Source organism: Micromonospora krabiensis (assembly GCF_900091425.1).
Lineage (GTDB): Bacteria > Actinomycetota > Actinomycetes > Mycobacteriales > Micromonosporaceae > Micromonospora > Micromonospora krabiensis.
The window spans coordinates 443,920-468,598 of the sequence record NZ_LT598496.1; the positions used below are offsets into that span (position 1 = coordinate 443,920).

The 24,679-nt window shown below is 72.0% G+C and carries 19 protein-coding genes; 11 read left to right on the top strand and 8 right to left on the bottom strand.

Going from position 1 to position 24,679, the window contains the following annotated elements; all coding sequences use genetic code 11:
- Window positions 1-132 precede the first annotated feature (132 nt).
- From GA0070620_RS02035 to GA0070620_RS02050, 4 genes are all read left to right on the top strand, one after another.
- Complete coding sequence (locus GA0070620_RS02035; RefSeq protein WP_091587963.1) at window positions 133-432, top strand: EthD domain-containing protein; 300 nt, start codon at window positions 133-135, stop codon at window positions 430-432.
- 114 nt (window positions 433-546) lie between these two features.
- Window positions 547-1,920 (top strand): FAD-binding oxidoreductase, encoded by a 1,374-nt coding sequence (locus GA0070620_RS02040; protein ID WP_091587965.1) that lies wholly within the window; start codon window positions 547-549, stop codon window positions 1,918-1,920.
- A 181-nt stretch (window positions 1,921-2,101) separates the two neighbouring features.
- On the top strand, window positions 2,102-2,665 hold the full coding sequence (locus tag GA0070620_RS02045) for a hypothetical protein (RefSeq protein ID WP_231922155.1): 564 nt from the start codon (window positions 2,102-2,104) through the stop codon (window positions 2,663-2,665).
- A 1-nt stretch (window position 2,666) separates the two neighbouring features.
- The gene (locus GA0070620_RS02050; RefSeq protein ID WP_091587967.1) at window positions 2,667-4,106 is read left to right on the top strand and encodes a dihydrolipoyl dehydrogenase family protein; all 1,440 of its coding nucleotides are present in this window, start codon (window positions 2,667-2,669) and stop codon (window positions 4,104-4,106) included.
- 110 nt (window positions 4,107-4,216) lie between these two features.
- Here GA0070620_RS02050 and GA0070620_RS02055 read toward each other — a convergent pair whose 3' ends face one another.
- Window positions 4,217-4,825 carry a TetR/AcrR family transcriptional regulator gene (locus GA0070620_RS02055; protein ID WP_091587970.1) on the bottom strand — a complete coding sequence of 203 codons (609 nt, stop codon included), beginning with the start codon at window positions 4,823-4,825 and terminating at the stop codon, window positions 4,217-4,219.
- Window positions 4,826-5,121: 296 nt separating this feature from the next.
- On the opposite strand from GA0070620_RS02055, the gene GA0070620_RS02060 reads away from it, so the two are divergent.
- The 4 genes from GA0070620_RS02060 to GA0070620_RS02075 all read left to right on the top strand — a co-directional run bounded on the left by GA0070620_RS02060 (window position 5,122) and on the right by GA0070620_RS02075 (window position 13,472).
- Window positions 5,122-8,148 (top strand): S8 family serine peptidase, encoded by a 3,027-nt coding sequence (locus GA0070620_RS02060; RefSeq protein WP_157741504.1) that lies wholly within the window; start codon window positions 5,122-5,124, stop codon window positions 8,146-8,148.
- 93 nt (window positions 8,149-8,241) lie between these two features.
- Window positions 8,242-10,665: an ATP-binding protein gene (locus GA0070620_RS32875; protein WP_172836364.1), complete on the top strand. Its 2,424-nt coding sequence runs from the start codon at window positions 8,242-8,244 to the stop codon at window positions 10,663-10,665.
- A 137-nt stretch (window positions 10,666-10,802) separates the two neighbouring features.
- Window positions 10,803-12,590: a glycoside hydrolase family 15 protein gene (locus GA0070620_RS02070; RefSeq protein ID WP_091587977.1), complete on the top strand. Its 1,788-nt coding sequence runs from the start codon at window positions 10,803-10,805 to the stop codon at window positions 12,588-12,590.
- A 102-nt stretch (window positions 12,591-12,692) separates the two neighbouring features.
- A complete protein-coding gene (locus tag GA0070620_RS02075; RefSeq protein WP_091597810.1) occupies window positions 12,693-13,472 on the top strand; it encodes an SDR family oxidoreductase in 780 nt (259 codons plus the stop codon).
- A 33-nt stretch (window positions 13,473-13,505) separates the two neighbouring features.
- Here the strand turns inward: GA0070620_RS02075 and GA0070620_RS02080 are convergent, their stop codons facing one another.
- Genes GA0070620_RS02080 through GA0070620_RS02090 form a run of 3 tightly spaced genes read right to left on the bottom strand, consistent with a single transcriptional unit; the run spans window position 13,506 to window position 16,141 of the window.
- Window positions 13,506-14,645, bottom strand: coding sequence for a GDSL-type esterase/lipase family protein (locus GA0070620_RS02080; protein ID WP_091587979.1), 1,140 nt, complete (start codon window positions 14,643-14,645; stop codon window positions 13,506-13,508).
- Window positions 14,645-15,223 (bottom strand): TetR/AcrR family transcriptional regulator, encoded by a 579-nt coding sequence (locus tag GA0070620_RS02085; protein ID WP_091587982.1) that lies wholly within the window; start codon window positions 15,221-15,223, stop codon window positions 14,645-14,647. Before GA0070620_RS02085 ends, GA0070620_RS02080 begins: the two co-directional genes overlap by 1 nt.
- 30 nt (window positions 15,224-15,253) lie before the next feature.
- Entirely contained in the window at window positions 15,254-16,141 is an 888-nt protein-coding gene (locus GA0070620_RS02090; RefSeq protein ID WP_091587984.1) for a helix-turn-helix transcriptional regulator, read from the bottom strand.
- A gap of 131 nt (window positions 16,142-16,272) precedes the next feature.
- Between GA0070620_RS02090 and GA0070620_RS02095 the strand changes: the two genes are divergently transcribed.
- The gene (locus GA0070620_RS02095) at window positions 16,273-17,178 is read left to right on the top strand and encodes an oxidoreductase (RefSeq protein ID WP_091587987.1); all 906 of its coding nucleotides are present in this window, start codon (window positions 16,273-16,275) and stop codon (window positions 17,176-17,178) included.
- A gap of 59 nt (window positions 17,179-17,237) precedes the next feature.
- Here GA0070620_RS02095 and GA0070620_RS02100 read toward each other — a convergent pair whose 3' ends face one another.
- From GA0070620_RS02100 to GA0070620_RS02115, 4 genes are all read right to left on the bottom strand, one after another.
- The gene (locus tag GA0070620_RS02100; protein WP_091597813.1) at window positions 17,238-18,101 is read right to left on the bottom strand and encodes a bifunctional helix-turn-helix transcriptional regulator/GNAT family N-acetyltransferase; all 864 of its coding nucleotides are present in this window, start codon (window positions 18,099-18,101) and stop codon (window positions 17,238-17,240) included.
- A gap of 68 nt (window positions 18,102-18,169) precedes the next feature.
- A complete protein-coding gene (locus GA0070620_RS02105; protein WP_197677610.1) occupies window positions 18,170-18,814 on the bottom strand; it encodes a DNA alkylation repair protein in 645 nt (214 codons plus the stop codon).
- Between the two features lie 159 nt (window positions 18,815-18,973).
- On the bottom strand, window positions 18,974-20,383 hold the full coding sequence (locus GA0070620_RS02110) for an FAD-binding oxidoreductase (protein WP_231922157.1): 1,410 nt from the start codon (window positions 20,381-20,383) through the stop codon (window positions 18,974-18,976).
- A gap of 383 nt (window positions 20,384-20,766) precedes the next feature.
- Complete coding sequence (locus GA0070620_RS02115; protein ID WP_091587992.1) at window positions 20,767-21,327, bottom strand: TetR family transcriptional regulator; 561 nt, start codon at window positions 21,325-21,327, stop codon at window positions 20,767-20,769.
- 121 nt (window positions 21,328-21,448) lie between these two features.
- On the opposite strand from GA0070620_RS02115, the gene GA0070620_RS02120 reads away from it, so the two are divergent.
- Together GA0070620_RS02120 and GA0070620_RS02125 are read left to right on the top strand one after the other, a co-directional pair.
- Window positions 21,449-22,357 carry an SDR family oxidoreductase gene (locus GA0070620_RS02120; RefSeq protein ID WP_091587994.1) on the top strand — a complete coding sequence of 303 codons (909 nt, stop codon included), beginning with the start codon at window positions 21,449-21,451 and terminating at the stop codon, window positions 22,355-22,357.
- Between the two features lie 166 nt (window positions 22,358-22,523).
- Entirely contained in the window at window positions 22,524-24,368 is a 1,845-nt protein-coding gene (locus tag GA0070620_RS02125) for a LamG-like jellyroll fold domain-containing protein (protein ID WP_091587997.1), read from the top strand.
- Window positions 24,369-24,679 lie beyond the last annotated feature (311 nt).

Here is a 24,679-nt window from a genome sequence, read left to right on the forward strand (position 1 = left end):
GAACGATCGGTCTTGACGCTGCGGGGGTTGGTCGCTACCGTTGATACAAGACAGAACGATCGTTCTGCTTGGGTAACCGCCGGATCGCGGATTCCCTCGCGCGTCATTCCCCGACACCATTGAAGGAGCGACATGCCCACCAAGATCACGCTGATCATCGGCAATCCCACGAACCCCGACGAGTTCGAGAAGGTCTATGCCGACGTACGCCAGGCCGCGGAGACGTTCCCGAAGCTCCAGCGGATCGAGTCGGCCAAGGTGTGGCCGAAGGAGGACGGCACGCCCACGCCCGCGTACCGGACTCTCGACCTGTACTTCGCCAGCTACGAGGACGCCTCCGCCGCCGTCGCGACGCCGGTCGCCGGCGCCGTCTTCGGCGGGCTCCAGGGCGCTCAGGTGGAGATCACGGGGCTGTTCTCCGACATCGAGTAGCACCGCACCCCGTCCGGCAGCAGGCCGCTCGACCGGGCGGGGTGCCCGCACCCCCGGCCGGACGGTCATCCGCGCCCGCCGCAGCCAATTCGCCGCAGTCAAGGAGTAGAGCCGATGCCCCACGACCCCGATGTCTCCCCGGCCGTGCGTACCGCCGCCGCACTCACCGACCGGGTACGTCCCGAGCGGATCGTGACTGACGCCGCGGCGATCGAGGCGGCCGTGCCGCCGTGGAACGCCGCCGTGACCGACCGCCCGGCGGTCGTGATCCGCTGCGAGGAGGTCGGCGATGTCCAGGCGGGCGTCGCGGTCGCCCAGCGTCTGGGCGTGCCGCTGTCCGTGCGCGGGCGCGGCCACGACTGGGCGGGGCGGGCGCTGCGCGCGGGCGGGCTCGTGCTCGACCTGTCCGGCATGAACAGCGTGCGGGTTCATCCGGAGCGCGGGCAGGTGACGGTCGGTGGTGGTTCGAGCATCGGCGAGGTCCTGGCAGCCGCCGAGGAGCACGGGCTGGTCGCGGTGACCGGCACCGTCGACTCGGTCGGGATGGTCGGGCTGGCGACGGGCGGCGGTTACGGGCCGCTCAGTGGACGGTTCGGACTGGCCGCCGACAACCTGGCGGCCGCCACGGTGGTCCTGGCCGACGGGTCCGTCGCGGTCGCCGACGAGACCGGCGACCAGGACCTGCTGTGGGCGCTGCGCGGCGGTGGCGGCAACTTCGGCGTCGTGGTGGAGGCGCGGTTCGACGTCCACCGAGTCCCGTCGGTCGTCACCGGCACCGTGATCTACCCGCTCGACCAGGCCGCCCAGGTCCTGCGGCGCCTGCGTGCGTCGCACGAGGACATGTCGGACGAGTTGACGGTGCAGACCGCGCTGCTCAGCGGGCCGGATGGGGCTCCCGTCGTCCTGCTGGCGCCGACCTGGTGCGGACCGTCGGCGACGGGTCTGGCCGAGGACGGCCCGGTGCACGCTCTGGCGCGGTTGGGCACACCCGTCGTGGCCGCGGTCGCCGAGAAGCGCCTCGCTGAGGGCGCGGCCGAGCTCGGGGTGATGTTCCCGTACGGACGGCACGTCGAGATCCGGACGCGGTCCGTGCCGGTGCTCTCCGACGAGGTGATCGAGGCGCTCATCGATCACGTCGCGCGCAAGCCCGCTCCGTTGACGGCGGTGTCCCTGCACTCGTTCCACGGCGCCGCGACCAGGGTCGCGCCACAGGCGACCGCCTTCGGTACGCGGGTGCCGCACCACATGGTCGAGATCATCTCGATCTGGACGGAGGAACGCGAGTCGCCGACGCACCGGCGGTGGGCGCGGGAGCTCGCGTCGGCCCTGGAGCCGTACTCCCTGCCGGGCGGCTATCCGAACCTGTTGGCGCCGGACGCGGTGGACCAGATCCCGTTCGGTTTCGGGGCCAACGCCGAGCGCCTGCGGACGCTGAAGGCTCGCTTCGACCCGGCCGGCGTCTTCAGCGCCATTCCGCTGCCGTCCTGACTCGCCGCCGCGGCCGGCGCCCGTCCGGGGCCTGATCGCGCCGAGGTGAGATAGAACGTTCGGTCTTGACAAACGCGGACCGAGGTGGCATCGTTGCATGTGACAGAACGTTCGTTCTACTTGCGGATGCCGGGCCTCCGTCACCCCCTGGAACCTTCGTTCCTCAGTAAGCATCGAGAGGATGACCATGACCACCGTTGCCGCCCCTGGCATCTCGACGACGGCATCCGCCCTGCGGCGGCTCTACTTCGTCCGCTTCGCGTTCGCGATCGTCTGGGCCGCCGTGACGTTCGCGATCGCCGGCGACCTCAACCCGCTCGCCGTCACGCTCTTCGTGATCTACCCGCTGTTCGACGTGGCCGCCGCGGTCGTCGATGCCCGCTCGTCGCGGGCCACCGGATCGCCCACCCTGCTCTACGTGAACATGGCGGTCAGCCTGCTCGCCGCGGTCGGTCTGGCCCTGGCCGGGACGTCCGGCATTCCGGCGGTCCTGCGGGTCTGGGGCGCCTGGGCGGTCGTGGCCGGCCTGGTGCAGCTGGTCGTGGCTGTCCCTCGGCGCAGGATGGGCGGCCAGTGGCCGATGATCATCAGCGGTGGCCTCTCGGTCCTCGCCGGTGGGTCGTTCATCGCCAGTGCCGCCGCGGACAACCCGGCGCTGGCCAACGCGATCGGCTACGCCATCCCCGGCGCCATCTTCTTCCTCATCGCGGCCATCCGCCTCGGCCGCACCGCGAAGGGGAACTGACATGGACAGCGTCACGTACGACGTCGTCGTCATCGGCGCGGGGCCGGTCGGGGAGAACGTCGCCGACCGGGTCGTGCGGGGCGGCCTGACCGCCGCCATCGTCGAGCGGGAACTCGTCGGCGGTGAGTGCTCATACTGGGCGTGCATGCCGACGAAGGCGTTGCTGCGCAGCGCCGCCGCGCTGCGCGCGGCACGTCGGCTGCCCGGGGCACGTGAGGCGGTGACGGGCGACCTGGACGCGTCCGCCGTCCTGCGCCGCCGGGACTCCTTCACCGCGAACTGGTCGGACGACGGGCAGGTGGCCTGGCTCGACTCGGCCGGGATCGCGCTGTACCGCGGCCAGGGCCGGATCAGCGCCGAACGGGTCGTCGAGGTCACCGGTGCGGACGGTGCCGCGATCTCGCTCACCGCGCGGCATGCGGTCGTCGTCGCGACCGGAAGCGGCGCGCTGGTCCCGGACGTCACCGGGCTGCGCGAGTCAGCACCGTGGACCAGCCGGGAGGCGGCCGCCGCGAGCGAGGTTCCCGGTCGGCTCGCCGTCATCGGTGGCGGCGTGGTGGCCACGGAGATGGCGACGGCGTTCGCGAGTCTCGGATCCGTGGTGACGGTGCTGGCCCGTGACGGTGTGCTGCCGCAGGCCGAGCCGTTCGTCGGTGAGCGGGTCACGCGGTCGCTGCGGGACGCCGGCGTGTCCGTACGCCTCGGTGCCGAGGCCGCGTCGGTGCACCGCGACGGCGACGACACGGTGCACGTCAAGCTCACCGACGGCGAGCAGGTCGAAGCCGATGAAGTCCTGGTCGCTACCGGCCGTACGCCGAACACGCAGGACATCGGCCTCAACCGGATCGGCCTGCAGCCGGGCGCCTGGCTCAGGGTCGACGACACCCTGCGGGTCGTCGACGGAGCCGGGGCGTTGATCGGCGACGGATGGCTGTACGCGGCCGGTGACGTCAACCGGCGCGTGCTGCTGACCCACCAGGGCAAGTACCAGGCGCGCGCGGTGGGTGACGTCATCGTGGCGCGGGCCAAGGGCGAGCCGGTGCAGGACGGCCGGTGGGGTCGGCACGTCGCCACCGCCGACGAGCGTGCCGTGCCGCAGGTCGTCTTCACCGACCCGGAGGTCGCGTCGGTGGGGCTGACCGCGGCCGCCGCCGCGGCCGCCGGGTTGCGGATCCGGGTCGTCGACTACGACCTGGCCGCCGTCGCGGGAGCCGCGCTGCACGCGGACGGATACCAGGGACACGCCCGGATGGTCGTCGACGAGGACCGGAAGGTGATCGTCGGCTTCACCCTCGTCGGTCCGGACGTCGGGGAACTGCTGCACGCGGCGACGATCGCCGTCGTCGGCGAGGTTCCGCTGGATCGGCTGTGGCACGCCGTGCCCGCGTACCCGACGGTCAGCGAGGTGTGGCTGCGCCTGCTGGAAGCCTACGGTCGCTGACCGGAGGTGGACACGCTCGGCGTGTCAGCAGGCGCACCGAGCACGAAGACAGCGGCGGTCCACTCGACCTCGACGAGTGGACCGCCGCTGTGCGCGTCACCGCCCTCGCGCTAGCGGGCCGATCCGGCTGACTGGCGCTCGGTGTTGACCCGCAGAAGTCCCTCGACGCCGCGCAGGAACGTCTCGGACACCAACGCGGGGTCGAAGAGGCAACCGGCCGCCATGGCACCGTCGCGGAGCATGACGAAGTGACGCGCGGCGGAGTCCGCCGTCTCCTCGTGGACCTGCACCATGAGCGCGGTGATGGTGTCCAGGAACCATTCCCGGTGAGCGATGATCTCCTGGTGCACCGGATGGTCCGTGTCGGGGTACTCCGCCGCGGCGTTCAGGAATGCGCAGCCACGGAACACCGGCGAGGTGATGCGGTCGGCGATCGCGCCGGCGACGGCCAGGAGGGACTCGGCCGGCGACGGGTTGGCGGTGATGGCCGCGTCGACCATGCCGCGCTCCATCCGGTGCACCTCGCGCAGGTAGGCGAGGATGAGGTCGTCCTTGCTGGGGAAGTGCCGGTAGAACGTCGCCCGGGTCACCTTCGCCTCGGCGATGATCCGGTCCACTCCGACGGAGTGGATGCCCTCGGCGTAGAAGATCCGGATTGCCGTGTCGAGCAGTCGGCGTCGTGCCTCGGAGGGCCGGGTGTCGGGCTCGTCGCGCGTCATGCACCCATTCTAGCGAATAGAACGTTCGGTCTCAGGAAGGCGAGCCGCGACGCGATCCCGGTCCGCGGGGCGGGCCGAAGGGCTCTGGGGTCGCGGAAATGACGCGGAAAGTACCCGCGATGTTACGAGCTTGTTTCCGAGATGACGGCCGGATGACGAGCTCTTCTCTGGAACGGGTTGCCGATCCTACGTTTCGGCCACCGCCACCACCCGTGGTGGCCGGCACCGAACGTGGAGGGCAAGACGTGCCACAACGCAACGCACACCGGCCGGGAGGAGGCAGGCGCGCGGTCAGCATGCTGGCTGCCGTCACGCTTGCGGCGGCCGGTCTGACGAGCCTGCCGGGAGGCGCCGCCGCGGCCCCGACGGCCGCCGGCGGACCGACCACCCGCTACCTCGTCCAGCTCGACGACGAACCGCTGGCCACCTACAGCGGCGGCGTGGCCGGAATCGCGGCCACCAAGCCGACCGGAGGCGGCAAGCTCAACCGCAACTCCGGCAACGCCCAGGCCTACCGCCAGCACCTGCGTCAGAAGCGCGCGGACGTGCTGACGAGCGTGGGCCTGCCCGCCAGCCAGCCCCGGGTGACGATGGAGACCGCGTTCAACGGCTTCGCGGTCGACCTCACCAAGCCGCAGGCGGCACGACTGCGGGCGACCCGCGGCGTGCGCGCCGTCTACGAGAGCCGGACGGTGCGCGCCGCCACCTCGCACACCCCGGACTACCTGGGCATGACCGGTCAGGGCGGGGTGTGGCAGCAGCAGTTCGGCGACGTCGCCCACGCCGGTGAGGGCATGATCGTCGGGGTCATCGACAGCGGCTTCTGGCCCGAGAGCGCGAGCTTCGCGCCGCTGCCCTCCCCGCGCCCCGACCAGGCGATCGTCGACGCCAAGTGGCGAGGCGTCTGCGACGCCGGCGTCGAGGCCCCCATCACCTGCAACAACAAGGTGATCGGCGCCCGCTGGTACAACGACAGCGGGATCGCCGACCAGTTCCCGGACGAGTACTCCTCGCCGCGTGACCGCAACGGCCACGGCACCCACACGGCCAGCACCGCCGCCGGCAACCACGGCGTACCGGCCTCCTCGGGCAGCCAGGATCTCGGCATGATCTCCGGGATGGCGCCGGCCGCCCGGCTGGCGATCTACAAGGCGCTCTACGACAACGGCGCGGGCTCCGCCACCGGCACCGACGTCGACATCGTGCACGCCATCGACGACGCGGTCGCCGACGGCGTCGACGTGATCAACTACTCGATCGGCGACGACAGCGAGATCTTCGGCGCGATCGACGCGGCGTTCTACAACGCCGCCGCGGCGGGCGTCTTCGTCTCCGCGGCCGCCGGCAACGCCGGACCGTACGCGGGCACGGTCGACAACTCGCTGCCGTGGCTGACCACGGTCGCCGCGAGCACCACCGACCGGCAGTACCTGCGCAAGTTGACCCTCGGCGACGGCACCGTCCTCACCGGCGCGGGCGTCGGCGAGACCGCCGTCGGGCCGGCACGGCTGGTCTTCAGCAGGACCGCGGGACCCGACCCGAACGACACGTACGGTGCCGAGCTCTGCGCCGACAACACGCTCGACCCGGCCAAGGTCAAGGGCGCGATCGTGCTCTGCCTGCGGGGCGAGATCCCGCGTACCGACAAGAGCATCGAGGTGGCCCGGGCCGGCGGCGTCGGCATGGTCCTCTACAACGACTCGTTGAACTCCCTCAACGCCGACGTGCAGACCGTGCCGACCGTACACATCGACGAGGTCGCCCTCGCCCGGGTCACCGCCTACGTGGCCGCCGGCAACGCCACCGCGAGCATCTCGGCGGGCAAGCAGGAGACCGTCGAGGGGCCGCAGGTCGCCGCCTTTTCGTCGGCGGGTCCGTCCAACCTGAACGCCGGTGACCTGCTCAAGCCGGACATCAGCGCCCCCGGGCAGGACATCGCCGCGGCGTTCTCGCCGGCCGGCGGCGGCAACGACTTCGCCGTGGAGTCGGGCACCTCGATGGCGGCACCGCACATCGCCGGCATCGCCGCCCTGGTGCTGGCGAAGCACCCCGACTGGTCGCCGGCCGCGGTGCGCTCGGCGCTGATGACCACGGCCGTCGACACGACCGACAAGGGCAACCCGATCAAGATCGGCAGCTACGACGCCACCCCACTCAACTACGGGGCCGGCCAGGTCAACCCGGGTGGTGCCTTCGACCCGGGCCTGGTCTACGACTCCGGGCCGCAGGACTGGATGCGCTACCTGTGCGGCGTGGCCGCCCGGGGCACCGAGTACCTGCAGATGGACGGCTGCGACGAGATCGGCGCGCTCGACACCGCCAAGCTCAACTACCCGTCGATCTCGCTGGGCCGGATGGTGGGCAAGCAGACCGTCACCCGGACCGTCACCAACGTCAGCGACAAGACCAGCACCTACACCTCCAGCGTCCAGGCCCCGGCCGGCTACAAGGTCAAGGTCACCCCGGCCAAGCTCCAGCTGCGGCCCGGCAAGAGCGCCGAGTTCAAGGTGGAGGTCACCAACGCCGGTGGCGCGTTCGACACCTGGGTCGACGGCGCGGTGATCTGGCGCGACGAGCACCGCCACCAGGTGCGGACCCCGCTGGTGGTGCACAACACCGGGCTCAGCGTGCCCGACAGGTTCACCGGCACCGGCACCTCCGGCACCATCAAGATCGCCGCCGAGGTGGGCTACCAGGGCAAGCTGGTCTCGCAGCTCACCGGCCTGACCGCCGGCACCAGCAGTACCGTCACCCTGACCGGCGGCGGCGTGAGCTGGGACTGGGGCTCGCTGGACAACCTGCCCAACCCGCTGCCCCCGTCGATTCACAAGAGCACCGTCCGGGTGCCGGCCGGGACCCGCAACCCGCAGGTCCAGGTGACCTCGCGACTGCCGGTCTGCTCCCACATCGACTGGGACGACGAGGAGGGGACGATGGCGTGCACCGAGTTCAGCGTCAACGTCTACGACACGGCGGGCAAGTTCGTCACCGCCACGGCCAGCGGGCGTGACGGAGCCCGGGTCGACCTGCCGGACGGCGCCGGGGAGTACGTCCTCGTCGTCGAGCAGGAGTTCACCGAGAACCTGCCGGCGGGGCAGGAGACCGACACCTACACCGTGACCACCTACCTGCCGGGCGCGCCCGGCACCGTCACCGGCAAGCTCACCATCGACCCCAAGCAGCGCAGTGTGCAGGCGGGTGCGACGGCGAACCTGACCCTGCGCTGGTCCGGGCTCGCCCCCGGCAAGCGCTACATCGGGTTCGTGGACTTCCGCAACGGCGACGGACCCCTCAAGTCCGTGCCGATCACCGTCCAGTCCTGACCGGGGACGCCGGCCGGCGCCGCGATGTGAACCAGTTCACTGTCGCAGCGCCGGCCGGTCGCCGTTCCCCACCCGGGTGATGTGCTCGCCCCGGTGGTCGACGGCGGTGAGAACACGACGCAGGGCGGTGGGGTCCCCGCCGACATCCGCCGACCACGGCTGCGCGGACCCGTCGAGTTCGTCGGGCGGACCGCCGAGCTGAGGTCACTACGCCGCCTCCTCGACGCCCCGCCGTGCCTGATCCTCCTGGAGGGGGAGGCCGGCATCGGCAAGAGCCGCCTCGTCGTCCAGCTGCTCGACGGGATGCCCGGCCACTGCCTGATCGGCGACTGCGACGACGTGCCGGAGCCGTTTCCGCTGGGGGCGCTCCTGGACGCCGTCCGGGGCAGCGCCGACCGGCTCGGCCCGCTCAACCCGGTCGCCGGCGCGCTCGCGCCGCTGCTGCCCGAACTCGCGGACCGGTTGCCCGCCGCGCCGCCCCCGCTGGCCGATCCGGCGGCCGAGCGGCACCGGCTGCTCCGGGCCGTCGCGGCGGTGCTGGCCGCGCTCACCCCCACCGTGCTCGTGCTCGAGGACCTGCACTGGGCCGACCCCGTCACGTGCGAGCTGCTCAGCTACCTGGGCACCCACCCCGTCGACGGGCTCGCGGTGCTGTTGACCGCCCGCACCCCGCCACCGGGTGGCACCACACCGATCCACGACGCGCTGGCCCGCACTCCACCGTGGGCGGTCACCCGCATGCCGCTCGGCCCGCTCGGCGCCGACGACGTCCGCCGAATGGCCGCCCAGACGCTGCGCCTGGACGATCCACCGCCGCAGCTGACCGCCGCCCTGCTCGACCGGACCGCCGGCATACCGTTCGTGGTCGAGGAGGTGCTGCGCACGCTCGCCGAGCGCGGCGGCGACCCACTGGCCGACGACAGCGTCCCGTTCCTGCTGCGCGACGTGCTGCTCTGGCGGCTGCGCCCCCTCGACGAAGCCGCCCGGGAGGTGCTGGGCGCCGCCGCCGTGCTGGGGCTCGCGCCGGACCAGAGCGTCCTCGCCGCGGCGCTCAACCTGGGCCGGGAGCCGGTCGCCGCCGCCCTGGCCGCGGCGCACCGGGCGGGCCTCATGCACGACCCCGGCCACGGGCTGCGCTTCCGGCACGACCTGGCCCGGCAGGTGGTGTACGACCTGCTGCCCCGCGAGACCCGGGAGTGGCTGCACCTGCGCATCGCCCGGGTGTTGGAGCACCACCTACCGAAACCGGTCGCCCAGCTGGCCCACCACTACCGGCTCGCCGGAAGCTGGACCGACTTCGTCCGCAACAGCGAGGCCGCCGCCGACCTGGCCACCGGACGCGGCGACGACGCCACCGCCGCCAGATTCCTGTTCCACACGATGGACGTTCCCCAACTGCCCCGGCCGGTCCGGGCCCGGCTCGCCAACAAGCTGGCACGCGCCGCCATCGACGGACTCAGCCAGGCCGACGCGATCCCGGTGCTGGAGCGTCTGCTCGCCGACCGGGGGCTGCCACCCGGCGCCCGGGGCGAGCTGGGCCTGATGCTCGGCCGGATGCTGCGCCAACAGGGTGAGGCGCTGCGAGGGTACGCCGAGATCGAGCGCGCGGTGCCCTACCTGCGCGCCCCGCTCCGCCGAGCCCAGGCCCTGGCGGTGCTGGCGGCGCCCGACACCGTCGTCGGCCGGCACGTCGACGAGCACCTGGCCCGATGCGCCGAGGCGGAGGCCGCCGCCACGGCCAGCGGCGACCCGGCCGCCGACCTCGCGGTCCGGATCGCCCGCGCCTCCCTGCTGCTGGAGCTGGGCGACCCGGCGGCCTGGGCGATCATTGCCGAGCTGCGCGCCTCGACCGAACTGGCGGACCGGCCCCGGGAGCACGCCCGCGCCTGCCTCAACTGGGCGCAGGGCGCGCTGCACGCCGGGCACGTGAGTCAGGCGGCCGCGCTGCTGGCGACCGGTCGGGAACTGGTCGTGGAGACCGCGTACGAGCGGCTGTTCCCCCTCGTCGAGGCCACCGAGCTGTCCCTGGACCGGGCGGCCGGGCGGTGGGACGGACTGGCCGATCGGCTCGCCCGGCTGGTCGCCGCCGCCGAGCGGATGCCGGTCACCCTGCTCGACGCCCGGGCCGAGTTGGCCACCGTGCTGGCCCGTACCGCCGAGGGCAGCGAGGTGACGGCGGCCGAGCGCGCGCTGCGCGGCGTGGTCGCCGACGCGCGCCGCGCCGGTGCCATCTGGCCCCTGGTGCAGGCGCTGTCGGCGTTGGCGCGGCTGATGCTCGGCCGACGACCGGACGAGGCAGCCGGGCACGCCGCCGAGGCGCTGGCACTGGTGCGGGGAAAGGGCATCTGGGCGTGGGCCGCCGAGGCCGTCGAGGTGCTGACGGAGGCGGCCGTGGCGGCGGGCGAACCGGCCCGGGCCGCGCCGGCGGTGGCGGAACTCGCCGCCGGCATCGACGGTCGGGACGCGCCCGCCGCCCTGGCCGTCCTACGCCGGTGCCGGGACCTGACAGTGGGCTGACCGGCGCCCGACCTGACTCCGGACCGGGCCTGCCGAGGCTGACCGGCCGTGGTGGGGGAGCGCAACGCCGGCGTTTCCGCCGGTCTGCGGGGCGCACCGAGGCGCGTAGGGTGCGCCACCGCGGGTAGGTGCCGGGCGTGGCTGTGATCAGTGACTACGCGTTGCTCGGCGACTGTCAGGGCGCCGCCCTGGTCTCCTCGGACGGGTCCGTCGACTGGTGGTGCCCGCCCCGGTTCGACGCGCCGAGCGTCTTCGCGCGTCTGCTCGGCTCCACCGGCGGCTTCTGGTCGATCCGGCCGCTCGGGCGGTATACGACCTCTCGTCACTACCTCGACGGGACAATGGTGCTTCGCACGGAGTTCCAGGGCCAGGACGGTGTGCTGCGGTTGACCGACGCCCTCAGTCTCGGCGCCGGTGAACGAGAGCACGGAATCGGCTACACGTCCCCCCATGTCCTGCTCCGGCAGGTCGAGGTTGTCGCCGGAGCGGTGGACGTGGAGGTCGAGCTCGCGGCCCGGCCGGAGTACGGACTGGTCAGCCCGACGGTTGCCCGGACGCCGCTGGGGATAGAGATATCCGGAGCCGCGGACCGCCTGATCCTGGTCGCTGACCGTGATCTTGACGTTGACGGATCGCTGGTGAGCGGGCGGCTCACCCTCACCGAGGGTGACAGCGCCGTGTTCGCGCTGCACCACCGCCGGGCCGCCGACCCGCGGACCGTGCCGCTCGACGGGCGCGCGGCGCTGCGGGACACCATCGCCGCCTGGCAGTCCTGGGACCGGATCCACCACGACTACCAGGGGCCGTACCGGGAGCAGGTCCGGCGCAGCGCCCTGGTCCTTCAGGCGATGACCTACCAGCCCACCGGTGCGGTGGTCGCGGCGCCCACCACCTCGCTGCCGGAGGAGGTGGGCGGCGCGGCGAACTGGGACTACCGGTTCGGATGGCTCCGCGACGGCAGCGCCACCCTCCGGGCGCTGTGGGTGGCCGCCTGTCCCGACGAGGCGCACCGCTTCTTCGACTGGATGGCCGGATGCGTCGGCTCGGTGGACACCGGGGCTCACGTGCCGATCATGTTCGGTGTGGGTGGGGAGCGCGACCTGACTGAACACACCCTGGAGCACCTGGAGGGCTACCAGGGCAGCCGACCGGTGCGGATCGGTAACGACGCCTGGCAACAGAAGCAACTCGACGTCCTCGGCGAGATCCTGGAGTGCGCCTCGGTCCTGCGAGAAGAACTCGCGGACCCGTCGCCGGTCGCCGCGAACCTGCTGCGGTCGCTGGCCGACCAGGCCGCCGACACGTGGCGGGAGCCCGACGCCAGCACCTGGGAAGGACGCGAGGGCGAGCGGCACTACCTCACGTCGAAGCTGTTGTGCTGGGTGGCCCTGGACCGGGCCGTCAAGCTGGCGCCGGCCCTGGACGCCGAGGCGCGGGTGCCACGGTGGTCGCAGGCCATGGAGCAGATCCGCGAGGCGATCCTCGACGAGGGCTGGAGCCCCTCCCGCCAGGCGTTCACCGGCGCGTTCGGGTCCGACCACCTGGACGCCGGGGCGCTCGTCATGCCGATCATCGGGTTTCTGCCCGGCCACGATGACCGGGTCCGAGCCACCGTGGACACCATCCGGCGTGAACTGGGACGGGACGACCTCGTCCAACGCTGGACGGGCGCCGGCGAGGAGGGCGCCTTCATCATCTGCTCGTACTGGCTGGCCCAGTCGTTGGCCATGACCGGGCAGATCGACGAGGCCAAGCAGATCTTCGAGAGCGTCACCGCCCGGGCGAACGATCTCGGTCTGCTGTCGGAAGAGGTCGACCGCCGCGACGGCAGCCTCATCGGAAACTTTCCCCAGGCGCTGTCCCACATCGGTCTCATCAACGCCGCCTGGGCCATCGGCCAGTCCGAGCCGGGCAGCGACACGTAGCCGCCCGTGCGTCCGGTTTGCGGCGACCGAGCCCGTCCGCTTAGGGCCGCGGCCAGCGGGTACGCCCACCGCGAGGCGACAGCCACGGAGGGGAGCGTGCTGATGACCGGACGACTGGCGGGCAGAACCGCCCTGATCACCGGCTCCGACTCGGGTATCGGGCAGGCCACGGCGATCGAGTTCGGCCGGGAGGGCGCCGACGTGGTGGTGCACTACCTGCACGACCACGCCGGTGCGAACCACACGAAGGCCGAGATCGAGAGAACCGGCCAGCGGGCTGTCGTGGTGCAGGGCGACATCAGCGTCGAGCACCAGGTGGAGGCGATGTTCGACGAGGCCCTCGCCGAGTTCGACCGACTGGACATCCTGATGAACGACGCGGGTGTGGACGCCTCCGGCATTCCGGTGGCCGATCTGGACACCGCGACCTGGGACCGGGCCATCCGCACCAACCTGTACGGGATGTTCTTCTGCTGCCGACGGTTCATCCAGCACCGCCGTGACCAGGGCGGGAACGGGAAGATCATCAACATCACCTCCATCCACCAGGAGGTGGCCCGGGCCGGCGGCTCCGACTACGACGCCAGCAAGGGCGGCATGCTGGAACTGGCCAAGAGCATCGCCCTGGAGGTCGCCCCGATGCACATGAACGTCAACAACATCGGGCCCGGCATGGTGCTCACCCCGTTCAACCAGCAGGCGATCGACGACCCGAAGTACCTGGAGGAGCAGGTGCAGTCGATCCCGTGGAAGCGGGCCGCGCAGCCGGAGGAGATCGCCAAGCTCGCCGTCTTCCTGGCCAGCGACGACGCCGACTACGTCACTGGGTCGACGTACTTCATGGACGGCGGACTGATGCAGAACCAGGGACAGGGCGCGTAGGCGCCTCGGTCCGACCGTCGACGGGCTCGGTGGTCATCTGGCGAACGGGCCGGCGCCGGTGAAGGCGTACTCGGCGAAGCGGGCGCCGATCCGCTGGTGGGCCTCGGGGCTCGGATGCAGGCCGTCGGGCAGGGGCAACTCGGCGGCGTCGGCCGAGCCGTAGAGGGCGGTGCCGTCGAGGTAGTGCAGGTTCTTGTCGGCCGCGCGCCGGTCGACCAGCGAGCGCAGCTCACGCCGGATGACCTGGAGCGTCAGGCGTCCCAACGGGACGTCGTCAGGTGTTCCGGTCGCGACGAAACGCACCTGGCCGGTGCCGATCGAGGCCGGGTCGATCGCGCCCGGGCCGGGGGTGTCCTCGTGGATGCCGCAGAACAGCGGTGAGATCAGGAGCAGCGGGACGTCCGGGTGCCCGTCGCGGATCGTGTCGAGGAAGCCGTGGACGGCGGGGACGAAGGCACGGAGTCGCATCGCGTCGAGGTTCACGACGTTGATGCCGAGCTTGACGCTGATGTAGTCGGCCGGGGCGTCGCGGATCACGCGGGCCAGGAACGGGTCGACCAGCGCGCTGCCGCCCAGGCCGAGATTGCGCAGCTCGACGCCGGCGCGGCGGGCGGCGACGGCCGGCCAGATCTCGCTGGGCGCCAGCGCGTTCGAGCCGTGACTGATCGAGCTGCCGTGGTGCACCCACAGCGGCCGGCTGGCGTCGTCCGGCTCGACGGGCGCGTCGGCTCGCAGCTCGACCAGTTCGACGCTCTCGTTGTGCGGCAGCCAGACCTCGATGCGGTGCCGGCCCGCGGGCAGACCGGAGACCGTGGTCGTGTGTGTCGGCCCGGGATGGAAAGTGGTCTGGCCGCTGGCCAGGTCGACCTCGATCCGGTCGCCGCCGTCGAGCACGTCGCGGACGGTGAGCTCGCCGTCGGCGTACACGTCGATGCGCCCGCGCGGTCGCTCGGCGCCCGTGTAGGCGATCCGGGTCGGCTGGCTCACCAGCTTGATCGTGCTGGCCGCCGTCCCGAACACGAGGCGTGCGCCGGAGGGCTGGGCCTCCATCGAGAGCAGCTGCCCGTCCGGGAACTGCTCGCGCACCCAGGCGGGCAGCCGGTGGGGCCGCAGGCCGCGCGGGGTGACCTCGACCTCGGCGACGCCGCGGAGAAGGTCGGGCCGGATGGGCATCAGGAGTTCCCTTCGGTGGGCCAGGACCGGAAGACCGTGTCGAGTGCGTCCAACGCTCGCCGCCAGGAGAGCTCGGCCGGAGGCTCGCGATGCGCGATGCTGCCGCTCGCCTCCAGCGCCAGGAAGCCGTTGATGGTCGCGGCGAGCAGCCGGGTGGCGTGCACGAGCTCGGTCTCCGGCAACCGGTAGCCGCGGAGCATCGCCAGGGTGAGCGCGACGACCTGACCGGCCGCCTCCGACTGGACGGTCGACGCCGCGGCGGGGCGTTGCAGGGCCGCCCAGCGGCCAGGGAACTGGCGGGCGTAGTCGCGGTGCGCGTCGGCCAGGGCGACGAGCGCGTCTCGGCCGGAGAGGCCGCCGATGGCGATCGCGATCCGGTCGGCGAGCTCACCGAGGGCCAGCTCGTGCACGCTGTCCAGCAGCGCGGAGCGGTCGCGGACATGCGAGTAGAGGCTCGCGGTCTGCACCCCGAAGCGGCGGGCCAGCGCCGACAGGGTGATCGCGTCGAATCCTTCCCGGTCGGCCAGGTCCGCCGCCGCCGTGATGACGACCGCCGGGGTCAGGTTCGCTCGTGCCATGTCCCCAGCCTACACCCTGTAGCTAGAAGCCTAAGGCCATGTAGTTGAGGTCGTTCCTCGGGCGGAGCGGGTCGCGTGCAGCGACGCCAGCAGTTGCAACCGGTCCGCGTCGGGGCTTCCCGGCTCGGCGGTGAAGACCAGCAGGACCGGCCCGGGGTTACCGGGGAGCGGATAGGTGTCCCAGTCCAGGACGATGTCACCCACCTCGGGCGCCCGGAAGGTCTTGGTGCCGCTGACCGAAGCGCGGACGTCGTGGCGAGCCCACAGCCGCCGGAACTCGGCGCTGCGGATGCTCAGCTCGCCGACGACGGCGGTGGCGCGGGGATGGGTGGGGTCGGCGGCGACCGCGGCGCGCATCATGCCGATGTAGTCCAGCGCCTGCCGCTCCCAGTCCGGGCAGCTCCGCTGCCCGGTCAGCGTGTCGTCGAACAGGAGCAGGAGCATGTTGAGCCGGTCGGGCGGAAAGCCCACCGGGTCGCCGAGCAGCGCCTCGGCCATCGGGTTCCAGTCGAGCAGGTCCAGGTGCCGACCGAGGACGACAGCCGGGGCGTCCATCACCCGCAGCAGCCGACGGGTGCCCTCCGGCACCCGCTCCGGGCCACGGTCGGGCCGTACGGGCACCGGCCGGCGGGCGGCGCGGGCCAGCGTGAACAGGTGCCGGCGTTCCACGTCGTCGAGGCCGAGCGCGCCGGCGAGCGCGTCCAGGACGTCGTCGGAGGGGCGCACCTCCCGACCCTGCTCCATCCGCTGGTAGTAGTCGGTGCTCAACCCGGCCAGCAGGGCCAGCTCCTCACGCCGCAGCCCGGTCACCTTGCGCCGGCCGCCCGGCTCCAGGCCGACGTCGTGTGGCCGCAGTCGGCCGCGCCGGGCGCGGAGGAAGGCGCCGAGCTCGCGGGCGTACGGATGCGCGCTGCTCATGCCGCCAGTGTGCCGCCTCCCCGGACGCGCACGGTAGGTCCCGTGGACCTAGGCAACCGCGTACGACCGAGCCGGACCGGATCGCTCCTAGCGTCCTCGCTCGACGCGTACCCCGCACCGAGGAGCAGCAGATGACCGGATGGACCACCGACCGCATCCCCGACCAGCACGGCCGGGTGGCCGTCGTGACCGGCGCGAACTCGGGCCTCGGCCTGGTCACCGCCACCGAGCTGGCCCGCCGTGGCGCCCACGTCGTGCTGGCCGTGCGCAACACCGCCGCCGGCGAGCAGGCCGCCCGCCGCATCGGCGGCGACGTCGAGGTGCGCGAACTGGACCTGGCCCGCCTCGACTCGGTACGCGCGTTCGCCGCGAAGCTGACCGCCGACCACGCGACGATCGACCTGCTCGTCAACAACGCCGGCGTGGTGCTGCTCGGCCCCCGGCGTACGACGGCCGACGGCTTCGAATTGCAGTTCGCCACCAACATGCTGGGCCACTACGCGCTGACCGGTCTGCTGCTGGGCGCCCTCTGCGGGGCGCGGAACGCCCGGGTGGTGAGTCTCAGCTCCATCACCCACAAGAACGCGCACCTCGACTTCGACGACCTGATGTTCGAGCGGAACTACCGGGCGGCTGCCGCCTACGGGCGGTCGAAGCTGGCCACCACGGTCTTCGGCGTCGAGCTGGACCGTCGACTGCGCGCCGCCGGTTCGCCGATCGTCAGCGCGCTGGCGCACCCCGGGCTCACCCGCAGCAACCTCACGCCGCGTGCCTGGGAACACCGCGGCCGGCTCGGGCAGGTCATCGCGCGGCTGGGTCTGGTCGCCACCCAGTCGGTCGAGCAGGGGGCGCTGCCGCAGCTGCGCGCGGCGACCGACCCCGGTGTGCGGGGCGGGCAGTTCTTCGGCCCGTCCCGACTCTGGGAGACCCGGGGCCCGGTCACCGAGGCGCGGCTGAGCCGTGAGGCCGTCGACCCGGCCGTCGGCAGGCGGCTCTGGGCGGCTGCCGAGGAACTCAGCGGTATCAGTTACCTCTGAACCGGCAGCGCGGTGTCATCTGTCGGACGGGCGTCGTGGAGCGCCCCCCGGTCCGCGGATCAGAGGTGCTTCTCGAAGCAGAGCTGGTTGTACGGCGAGGTGCTGTAGGCGTCGACCTCGCGGTATCCGCTGCTGCGGTACAGAGCGATCGCCTCGGCGAGTGAACGGTGGGTTCCCAGCCGGACCGTGCCCACGCCGTGGGCGGCGGCGTCGGTCTCCAACTGTTCCAGGAGGCGCCGGCCGAGGCCGAGCCCGCGGGTTGTCGGATCGGTCCACAGGTGGCGGATCTCCGCGACGCCTGGTGTCAGCCGGACCCACGCCCCGCACCCGGCGGGATCGTCGCGTTCGCAGGCGAGCAGGAGCGTCCCGTCCAGGTCCTCGGGCCGGGTCAACGTCGCCTCGTCGTAGCCCTCCGGGAAGCGTTCGGCCAACTCTGCCGCGTACCGGCGCAGGCACCGCCGGGCCCGTGGGTCGTCGGCGGCGACGGCGGTGATCGTGACCGTGGCCAGGCGCAGCAGTCGCCGGACCTGCTGCTGGGCGGCGACCAGCTCATCCTGCTGGGCCGGGCTGAGCTCGCCGAGCAGAGCGGCGACACCGGCACGGGATCGGTCGTCGAGGACGACGCGTTCCCGTCGGCCGGTGTCGGTCAGCTCGGCGATCCTGGCTCGACCGTCGGCGGGATGTGGGACGACGCGGACCAGTCCCTGCTTCTCCAGGGTCCGCAGGAGTCGACTCAGATAGCCGGAATCCAGACCGAGGCGGTCACGTAGCTCGCGAACGGTGGTGCGGTCATCGATCTCCCAGAGCAGCCGAGACGGCCCGAGAGGGCGGTCAAGCCCGAGGTACTGATCGGTGAGCAAGCCCAGGCGCTCGGTGTAGAAGCGGTTGAAGTCGCGTATCCGCTCGATGCGGTCAGTTCCCACGAGCACCGAGATTAGCTGACCGAGGTCTGGTATTTCTGACCTCGACGCGCGGCACGGGGACGGGTGCCCTACCTGTCGTGCTGTCGACGCACCATCTCGCTGATCCAGATGGGCGCGTACGGGGACGTGCAGCCCGGGGCGGTCGGATAGTCCTTGAGCACCTCGAGGCGCTCGCCGATGTCGATCGCACGGGCGCGGTGCCCGGCGTGCTCGATCCCGATCTGGGCCAGGCAGTGGTTCATCGCCCACTGCAGGCGATCCGGGGCGTCCTTCATCCGTGCTTCGATGACGTCGAGGAGCCCGGCGAGATCGAGGCCCCCGGGCTTCTTCGCCACGCGTTCGGTGGTCAGCTCCCAGCCCGCGCTCGCGACCACCGGATCCGGGTCGGCGAACCAGGCGACGCGCAGCTCCTCGGCGTGCGGATTCTTCTTCACCACGTAGTTGACGAGCCAGCCGTGCACCTTGGGCGAGCGCGCCGCACGCACCATGACGTCGAGTTCGGCGCGCTCGAACGCCTTCGGCCGGCAGATCAGGATCGCCAGCAGCCGCGCCGCGGTGTCACCGGTCGCCCAGAGCCGGCGGGCGAGGTCGTGCTGGGTCTTCAGCCGCTTCGCGACCGCGCGAAGTTTGCCGAGGTGCACACCGTGATCGTCACCGTGCCGCAGGTTCACCTCGCGCATCCTCGGGTCGTCGAGCGTGGCGAGCTCGGCCATCACCTCGGCCACGGCCGTCCCGGTCAGCGTCGTCTCGGACACCTCGACCTCCCATCCATGAGATACGAGGTGCAGCCTACGGCCGGCGGCGGGCCTGACGCCCGCCGCCGGCGCACGGCGTCCGCCTCCGCCTCGACCCACGGGTGAGCTGCGGTCCGTTCAAGCGGGAATGATGTTGTGGGTGGTCCGGAACATGTTCGTCGGGTCGTAGCTGCCCTTGATCGCGGCCAGGCGCCGGTACGTCTCCGGCAGGTAGGCCTCGGCGACCGCCTCGGCGGTGACGTCGCCGGCGGTCAGGAAGTTCACGAACCGCCGGCCGGTGCTCCAGGGCTGGATCGCCTCGAACACGCGGGTCAGGTGGGCCTGGATCGCCTCGGCCTGGTCGGGGCCACCGATCCCGACCGCGTAGCAGGTGAACGTGGCCCCCTGCAGGTCCATGGCGTTGCCGGACGGGGGGCGGCGGTTCAGCGCTCCGCCCAGGTGCCGGAGTTCGACGATGGCCAGTGGGCTGCCCGCGTCAGGGCCGGCCTGCGCGACGATCGCGTCGACCAGCTCGGAGGTGAACTCCCGCAACAGCCCGGACCGGTCCACGATCGGGATCGGGAACGGCGGGTCGGCGTGGATGGAGGCGACCGCGGTGTACGGCATCTCGGTGACCGAGTCGATCAGGACCGGGGCGATGGCGCGCAGCGGCGCGACGAGGCGCTCCCCCTCCTCGGCGGATCCGACGTAAGCGATCCGAACGTGCACCACCATCCCGCCCCGCAGCGGCTCCGGCACCTCGGGCACGGGCGGGAGCTGCAGCAACGCGATCGACGAGTTCATCTCGTCCGGCACGTCGGCGCTCCACCGGCCCCACGCGTTGAACACCTCGGCCGCGCGCTCACCAGCGAAGAAGAGGCCGCCGCCGTAGAGGTGGCTGACCGGGAAGAGGTTGAACTCCAGCGCGGTCACCACGCCGAAGTTGCCCTTGCCACCCCGTAGGGCCCAGAACAGCTCCGGCTCCTCGGTGGCGGTCGCCACCCGCAGCTGACCGTCCGCGGTGACCAGCTCGATCCGGCGTACGTGATCGGCGGCGAAGCCGAAGGTCCGGCCGATCGGGCTCAACCCGCCGCCGAGCGTGTACCCGACGACCCCGACGGTGGGCGAGGCCCCGTTCAGCGGTGCCAGACCGTGCTTGCCCGCGGCGTCGACGACCTGCTGCCACCGGACGCCGGCCTCGACCCGGGCGGTACGCGCCTCGACGTCGATGGTGACCGCGTCCATCCGTCGGGTGTTGACCAGGACCGCTCCGGCCGAGGAGTGTGCGGAGTGACCGGTGGCCAGCACGGCGACCGGCAGGCCCTGCTCGGCCGCGAAGCGGACGGCGGCCTGAACATCCGCGACCCTTGCGGCACCCACCACGAGCGCCGGCCGCTGCGGGACGGCGAGGTTGTACGACGCACACTCGGCGTCATACCCCTCCTCGCCGGGAAGCAGCACCGGCCCGACCGTCTCGGTGGCGAGCCGCAGGGCGGCATCCATGCTGATCGCAACGCTGTCCTGCGACGAGTTCTGACCGTGGTCCATGGCGAGGCATTGCCTTCCGAGAAGATCGGGATGGGAAACACCTCCCACACGAGTCCCGCGCCGACCTGGTTCGAGTTCTGCCGGTGCTTCGCCTCACACCGACGGCGGACGGGTCGCCGAGTCGCCATGCCGGCAGCTGGGCACCGGTGCGCTGCGCGCGTCGGGATAGTGGCGACGTGGCGACGCTGGCGGATGAGGGTGCTGACCCGTACCTCTGGTTGGAGGATCTTGTCGCGGCCACGGCGCGGCGGCCGACAACGCGCAGGCGCCTTCCTCCGGGCGCTGGCGTGTGGCCGGAACGGCGACCCTGCCACGCCAGGCCGCGCCCGTCGAGGCAGGCGAGCCGACGGCAACCGGTCGAGGTCCTGCTTCGGGAGTCAGCCCTAGGCCGACGTGACCGCGCGCAGCTCGGCGGCCACCTCGGCGATCAGGTCGGTGAGCGCGACGTCGCGGCCGGGCGCGACCCAGCGGGCGAATGCCACCCGGAAGACCGTGACGCCCGATTCGGTTGCCAGGGTGGCGGTGGTGTCGCCGACGCCCTTGGCGCGCAGGGTGGCGGCGACCGTGGCCGCCAGCCTGTTGGTCTTGCGTAGTTCCCGCTCCTGCAGCTCGGGGCTGCCGTCGATGATGGCTTGGCGCATCCGCACGAGGTCGAGTCGGTCGGCGAAGATCTCCTCCGCCACCCGACGGAAGGCGGTGACCACCGTCTCGAAGGGGTCGGCGTCGGTCTCGGCGACCGCCTTGACCAGGATTTCCGCCAGCAGGTTGTCGCCGCTGAACAGCGCCTCGCGCTTGTCGCCGAAGAGCCGGTAGAACGTGCGTTTGTCGAGCCCGGCGCGGGCCGCGATGTCGGTGACGGTGGTCTGTTCGAAGCCTCGCTCGTGGAACAGCTCCAGCGCGGCCGCCGCCAGGCGGCCGCGCGCGTCCGGTTGCCAGCGGGCCATGGAGACGATCGTATCTGACGTCACACGGTGACATCTCCTTCGGTTGAGCCATGTCGCATGGTGACATCACGGTGTAGCGTGATGTCGCAAGATGACATCGGTCCTTGGGAAGGGAACCACGATGCGCGTATTCGTCACCGGCGCCTCCGGCCACCTCGGCTCGGCGGTCGTGCCGGAACTGCTCTCCGCCGGACACCAGGTCGTCGGGCTGGCCCGCTCCGACGCGGCGGCCGCGGCGGTCGAGAAGCTCGGCGCCCAGGTGCGCCGCGGCGACCTGTCCGACCTTGACACGCTGCGCGAGGAGGCGGCCGCCTCCGACGGCGTGATCCACCTGGCGTTTCGCCACGACCTCCTGGTCTCCGGCGACCTGGCCACCGCCGCCGAGGTCGACCTGGCCGCCCTCACGGCGCTGGCCGACGGCCTGGCCGGCTCCGGCAAGGCGCTGGTCGGCACGAGCGGCACGGCCATGCTCGCGTTGGGCGGTGTCGTCGGCCGCCCCGGCACCGAACGGGACGTGTTCTCGGGCGGCTACCGGGTCGATGCGGAGAACTTCGTCGCCGGCCTCGCCTCGCGAGGTGTGCGCTCCTCGATCGTCCGCCTCACGCCCACGGTGCACAGCTCGCTCGACCGCAACGGCTTCCTCACGGTGATCATCGCGGCCGCGCGTCGGCACGGGTACGCCGCCTATGTCGGCGAGGGCGCGAACCGGTGGCCGGCCGTGCACACCCTCGACGCCGCCCACCTCTACCGGCTCGCCCTCGAAACGGCGCCGGCCGGCTCGCGCCTGCACGGGGTCGCCGACGAGGGAGTCCCGTTCGCCGAGATCGCCGCCGCCATCGGCCGCAACCTGGGCGTCCCGGTCCGGAGCATCGTCCCCGAGGCGGCGGGCGACTACTTCGGCTTCCTCGCGTCGTTCGCACAGTTGGACAGCCCGGCGTCGGCCGCGATCACCCGCGACCTGCTCGGCTGGACCCCGACCCACCCCGGTCTTCTCGCCGACCTGGACGAGGGGCACTACTTCCGGGCCTGACCCACGGACGGCGGCCGGGGTTCATTCCCTGGTCGCCGTCCGCTTCCGTCCGATCCTCGGGAGGATTCACGGGGAGTTCGGGCGGCGTTGCCGGGCGCCATGATCAACGTTCGTGGTCGGGGGGCGTACTGGGCCCGGAGCATCACCCGATCCGAGGAGCAGTCCCATGCAAGAAGGCCCGAGTCGGCGCCGATTCCTGCAGAGCGCCGGCCTGGTCGGTGCCGGTCTGGTCGGCGCCGGCACCGTCGGGGCCCTCGCCCCCGCGTCGGCCAGCGCGCACGGCGGTAGCGGTCGACCCGACCCCGACCTGCCCCGCTTCACGCTCGCCGTCATCCCGGACACGCAGTACCTCTTCGACGCCGACCGCGGTGACCCGGCGCCGCTGGCGGCGAGTCTGCGGTGGATCATCGACAACCAGGCGGAGCGGAACATCGTCTTCACCGCCCACCTCGGCGACATCGTCGAGAACGCCCGAGCCGACGAACTCGCCGCCGCCGGCAAGGTCTTCGAGGCCTTCGACCGGCAACGGATGCCGTACAGCGTGCTCGCCGGCAATCACGACATCAACTCGTCCACCACCGACCAGCGGGGCCCGAGCCCCTACCTCGACGTGTTCGGGCCGCAGCGGTTCCGGAAGCTGCCGACGTACGGCGGGTCGACCAAGGACGGCTACAACACCTACCACCTCTTCACCGCCGCCGGGCGGCAGTGGCTGCTGCTGGCGCTCGACTGGCGTCCGTCGGACGCCGGACTCGCCTGGGCGAAGTCGGTCCTGGCCGCGCATCCGCGCACCCCGGTCATCCTCACCACGCACGACATGGTGTACGCCGACGACAGCGGGACGGCGACCCTCTCCGAGCACGGCCAGCGGCTCTGGGCCGAACTCGTCGCGGACAGCGACCAGATCTTCCTCACCCTCAACGGGCACTACTGGCCGCCCGGCCGCACCGTGCTGCGCAATGGCGCCGGGCACGACGTACACCTGCACATCACCAACTACCAGGACCGCTACTACGGCGGCAGCGCGATGATCCGCCTCTACCAGTTCGACCTGACCCGCAACACGATCGACGTGGAGACCTTCTCGCCGTGGATCCTCGGGCAGCGGCCCGAGCAGCGCAACGCGCTGGAGCAGCGGGAGCTGGAGCTGACCGACGGGACCAACCGCTTCAGCCTCGGGATCGACTTCGCGGAGCGGTTCGCCGGCTTCGCCCCGGTGCCGCCGCGTGCGCCCCGCAACCCGGCGACCATGCTGGTCCCCGGCACGCTGGCCTACTGGCGCTTCGACAAGGGGCGCGGTGACGGCGTCGCGGTGCCCGACGGCACCCGGATCGAGGACCTCTCCGGACGCGGTAACCATCTCACCCGGGTGACCCTCGACGGTAGTGGGCCGGACGCGCTGCGCTGGTCCGGCGAGCACCACCCCGACCAGCCGGCGCACGCCAGCCTCCGCTTCGACGGCGCCAAGAAACCGGCGCGCGGCGCGTACCTGCGGACCGTCGACGCCGCCCCGCTCAACGCCGAGACCTTCCGCAACGGCTACACCATCGAGGCGTTCGTCAAGCTGCCCGCCGACGTCCGGTCGAGCAACCACGCCTGGATGAGCATCCTGAGCCGCTTCGGCGCCGGTCGGGACGCGGGCAAGACCGGCGGCGACCCGTCGGAGCCGATCGCCACGCTGAGCCTCTCGGACGGCATGGCGTTGCAGTGGGCCGTCTTCCCGCTCAACCAGAACGACATCTCCAGCAACTGGGGCCACGAGATGCCCGCCGACGAGTGGTTCCACGTCGCGGTGGTCAACGACGGGAAGACCACCACCCTGTACGTCGACGGCGCCGAACTGCTGCGCAACCCGTCCACCCCGGCGGTCGGCCTGGCCACGTCGAACGAGCCGTGGCTGCTCGGGGCGTACCACTACGACCGCATCGTGGAGCAGGGCTTCTACGGCTGGATCGGTGACGTGCGGGTGGTGAACCGGCCGCTGCCGGTGAGCCGCTTCATGCGGGCCTGACGGTGGCGTGGCGTGGGGCGCGGGGCGATCCCGGCGGTCCACGCCGCCGCGAGCAAGGCCCCGACCTGGTAGTCGTCTGCCGGGTCGGGCCTTGCTCGGGTACGCCGAAGGAGGCTCGGGATCCGAGGGGCGTCGGCGCCTCGCGGGCTGCTCAGTCCGGTTGCCCGCCCGGATTCGTCAGATGACGCCGGGCGGCGCAGAAGCGATCCCGAGCGCTCTGCCCATCTTTGTTACCACTCGTGCATGGGCAATGTTACATCGACGGTTGTATTGGTCACACGTATTACCTACTCTCGATGCCTAGGCGGGTC

Coding starts and splice junctions, on each gene's coding strand:
- GA0070620_RS02035 (WP_091587963.1), top strand. CDS start 133: ATGCCCACCAAGATCACGCTGATCATCGGCAATCCCACGAACCCCGAC.
- GA0070620_RS02040 (WP_091587965.1), top strand. CDS start 547: ATGCCCCACGACCCCGATGTCTCCCCGGCCGTGCGTACCGCCGCCGCA.
- GA0070620_RS02045 (WP_231922155.1), top strand. CDS start 2,102: ATGACCATGACCACCGTTGCCGCCCCTGGCATCTCGACGACGGCATCC.
- GA0070620_RS02050 (WP_091587967.1), top strand. CDS start 2,667: ATGGACAGCGTCACGTACGACGTCGTCGTCATCGGCGCGGGGCCGGTC.
- GA0070620_RS02055 (WP_091587970.1), bottom strand. CDS start 4,825: ATGACGCGCGACGAGCCCGACACCCGGCCCTCCGAGGCACGACGCCGA.
- GA0070620_RS02060 (WP_157741504.1), top strand. CDS start 5,122: ATGCTGGCTGCCGTCACGCTTGCGGCGGCCGGTCTGACGAGCCTGCCG.
- GA0070620_RS02075 (WP_091597810.1), top strand. CDS start 12,693: ATGACCGGACGACTGGCGGGCAGAACCGCCCTGATCACCGGCTCCGAC.
- GA0070620_RS02080 (WP_091587979.1), bottom strand. CDS start 14,645: ATGCCCATCCGGCCCGACCTTCTCCGCGGCGTCGCCGAGGTCGAGGTC.
- GA0070620_RS02085 (WP_091587982.1), bottom strand. CDS start 15,223: ATGGCACGAGCGAACCTGACCCCGGCGGTCGTCATCACGGCGGCGGCG.
- GA0070620_RS02090 (WP_091587984.1), bottom strand. CDS start 16,141: ATGAGCAGCGCGCATCCGTACGCCCGCGAGCTCGGCGCCTTCCTCCGC.
- GA0070620_RS02095 (WP_091587987.1), top strand. CDS start 16,273: ATGACCGGATGGACCACCGACCGCATCCCCGACCAGCACGGCCGGGTG.
- GA0070620_RS02105 (WP_197677610.1), bottom strand. CDS start 18,814: ATGGCCGAGCTCGCCACGCTCGACGACCCGAGGATGCGCGAGGTGAAC.
- GA0070620_RS02110 (WP_231922157.1), bottom strand. CDS start 20,383: ATGGACCACGGTCAGAACTCGTCGCAGGACAGCGTTGCGATCAGCATG.
- GA0070620_RS02115 (WP_091587992.1), bottom strand. CDS start 21,327: ATGGCCCGCTGGCAACCGGACGCGCGCGGCCGCCTGGCGGCGGCCGCG.
- GA0070620_RS02120 (WP_091587994.1), top strand. CDS start 21,449: ATGCGCGTATTCGTCACCGGCGCCTCCGGCCACCTCGGCTCGGCGGTC.
- GA0070620_RS02125 (WP_091587997.1), top strand. CDS start 22,524: ATGCAAGAAGGCCCGAGTCGGCGCCGATTCCTGCAGAGCGCCGGCCTG.